Annotated in this window: 2 protein-coding genes; one reads left to right on the forward strand and one right to left on the reverse strand. The window is 59.8% G+C overall.

The features are described from left to right. Positions 1-115 precede the first annotated feature (115 nt). Positions 116-430: a hypothetical protein gene (locus tag C482_RS05865; protein WP_006166588.1), complete on the reverse strand. Its 315-nt coding sequence runs from the start codon at positions 428-430 to the stop codon at positions 116-118. A 567-nt stretch (positions 431-997) separates the two neighbouring features. Here C482_RS05865 and C482_RS05870 point away from each other — a divergent pair. Continuing rightward, the gene (locus C482_RS05870) at positions 998-2,527 is read left to right on the forward strand and encodes a carboxypeptidase M32 (protein WP_006166589.1); all 1,530 of its coding nucleotides are present in this window, start codon (positions 998-1,000) and stop codon (positions 2,525-2,527) included. Positions 2,528-2,655 lie beyond the last annotated feature (128 nt).

Genomic DNA, 2,655 nt, shown 5'->3' on the forward strand with positions numbered 1-2,655 from the left:
ACGGTTTTGTTTGACAAGGAAATTGGCGCGTTCGCACCTCGAAAACAAGTCCGCTCGTAGACCTTAAATATCCCAACGCGGTCGGGAATTCTCGCGCTTCCGCGCGGGGAGGACGTCAACTGTGGTCTCGGTGGTCTCGGTTGTCTGGATCGGTGGGAGTGTGTTCGGTGTTGGTGTCGGTATCGGTATCGGTGTTGGTGCCCGTGTTCTTGCTGGTGCCCGTCTTCGTATCCCCGCCACCGATAGTGTCTCTGGCAGTGTTGGGATCGACGAGGAGAACCTCAGGCGGTGCACGACAACCACAGGGTGTTGCGATGGCCACCGTGGGCCCAAGAACCGTCACCGTTGTAACCGGCTGGCCGCAGAGCGGACAGTCCGGTACCGACGGCGTCGTTACTTCCTCGGACGCATCTGCAAGGTTATCGCCCATCGTCCCCTCCAACTGTCAGGTACGCTAGTACATAGCTGATCAAGCGCGGTGAGACTCGGGGTTGACGATACGTCTGTCGTGCGGGATGTTTATGTCCCGGTAGAATGTACGCAAGCATGGCAACCAATTCCTTCATGGGTTGGAAGCCATGTCTCGGGTGGTCCTAGCACCCGGGGCATTTCACTCATGCCCATCCCTGGTTGGGTTTTTTGGCTTCCGTTCTGTACGATGGTGTAGGGAGACTTATATCTACTGTTACTTGGTGAGATTGAACAGGGGGCTACGGGGCCTATCGCCGCCAGAGTAGCGATACCCCTCCGCATTCGAACTCCATCTTTAGACAGTGAGGGGCCCCCGGCGTTTACCATGCGCCACCGGTCCGACGCACCTGTCCCCTTCAGTTGTCCGTGCACTCTCGAATTCTTCACATTAGACTCGTTCTCTCTTCTTTTCTCCCACCTCACCTCTCTTCTTCCCCGTTTCTCACTCACACCATCGTCCTCGAGTTACCGCTCCGGATTATCCGGAACCACGAGGTTAAAACCAGTACCCACGTTATCGCATAATATGTCAGCCGATCAGGCTCAGCCCGACGGGGAGGGATCGACCTACGACGAGTTCGAAACGCGCATCGAGCGCATCGCGAACGTCGCGAACGCCGGCGGTGTCCTCCGATGGGATCAGGAAGTCGTCATGCCCGAAGCAGGCACGCCAGCCCGAGCAAAACAGCTCTCGACACTCTCGTCGATCAGCCACGAACTGCTGACCGCCGACGAGACCGGTCAGCTGCTCGAGGAACTCGAGAAGAGCGACCTCGACGGAGAGCAGGCCGCCGCCGTCCGCGAAATCCGCCGACGCTACGACCGCGAAACCAGCGTCCCACAGGAACTCGTTGAAGAAATCTCTGAGACAACCGCAAACGCCCACCCGACGTGGACAAAGGCCAAAGAAGAAGACGACTTCGAGACTTTCGCGCCGACACTCGAGAAGCTCGTCGAACTCAAACGCGAGTACGCGAACCACATCGACCCCGACGCGGACCCCTACGCCGTTCTCTTTGCAGAATACGAACCCTATCTCGATCTCGAAACCGCAGAACGCGTGCTCGAACGTCTGCGCGACGAACTCGTCCCCCTGATCGACGCGATTCAGGACAGCGACACCGAGATCGAAACCGACGCGTTCTCCGGCGAATTCGACGACGACGATCAGGAAGCGCTCGCCCGCGACGTGCTCGACTCACTCGGGTACGATTGGTCGCGCGGCCGCCTCGATACGGCACCGCACCCGTTCTCCTCGGGAACGCAGTACGATGCGCGCGTGACGACGCGGTTCGAGGAGGACGACCTGCTCGGCTCGATCACGTCCGTTATCCACGAGTTCGGGCACGCGAACTACACGCTTGGCCTGCCGGACGAGCACTACGGGACGCCGCTTGGCGAGTCGCGGGACCTCACCGTTCACGAGTCCCAGTCCCGGCTGTGGGAGAACCACGTCGGTCGCTCGCGGCCGTTCTGGGAGCACTTCCTGCCGATCGCTCGCGAGCGCTTCGACGAACTCGCAGATGTCTCTCCCGAGGCGGCCTACGAGGCTGCGAATCAGGTGTACGACGACAACCTGATCCGCGTCGAGGCGGATGAACTCACCTACCACCTCCACATCGTGATTCGGTTCGAGATCGAGCGCGAACTGATCTCGGGCGACCTCGCGGTCGAAGACGTCCCCGAGGTCTGGAACGACAAGTACGAGGAGTATCTCGGTGTCCGCCCCGAAACGGACGCCGAGGGCTGTCTGCAGGACATCCACTGGTCGCACGGCTCCTTCGGCTACTTCCCGACGTACTCGCTTGGCTCCGTGCTCGCCGCACAACTCTATGCTGCGGCCGAGGACGATATTGGTTCGTTCGACGACCAAGTTCGCGAGGGCGAGTTCGACGACCTCAACGGCTGGCTCCGTGAGAATATCCATCAGCACGGCAAGCGCTACACGACGCCCGACCTGATCGAGGACGCCACCGGCGAGGCGTTCACAGCGGACTACTTCCTCGAGTACGCCACATCGAAGTACGGCGAACTGTACGAACTGGACGACTACTGAGGCCGCCCGTCTCGAACTTCACAGATTCGTTTTCTGCTATTTTAGCCGCCTACAGCTGCCGGTCGTCTCGATCGCCCCTTCCCGAGGATTTAGTAGCGCTTGCTCCTGTCTCTTATACACATCTCTGA

It is taken from the genome of Natrialba chahannaoensis JCM 10990 (genome assembly GCF_000337135.1).
Taxonomy (GTDB): domain Archaea; phylum Halobacteriota; class Halobacteria; order Halobacteriales; family Natrialbaceae; genus Natrialba; species Natrialba chahannaoensis.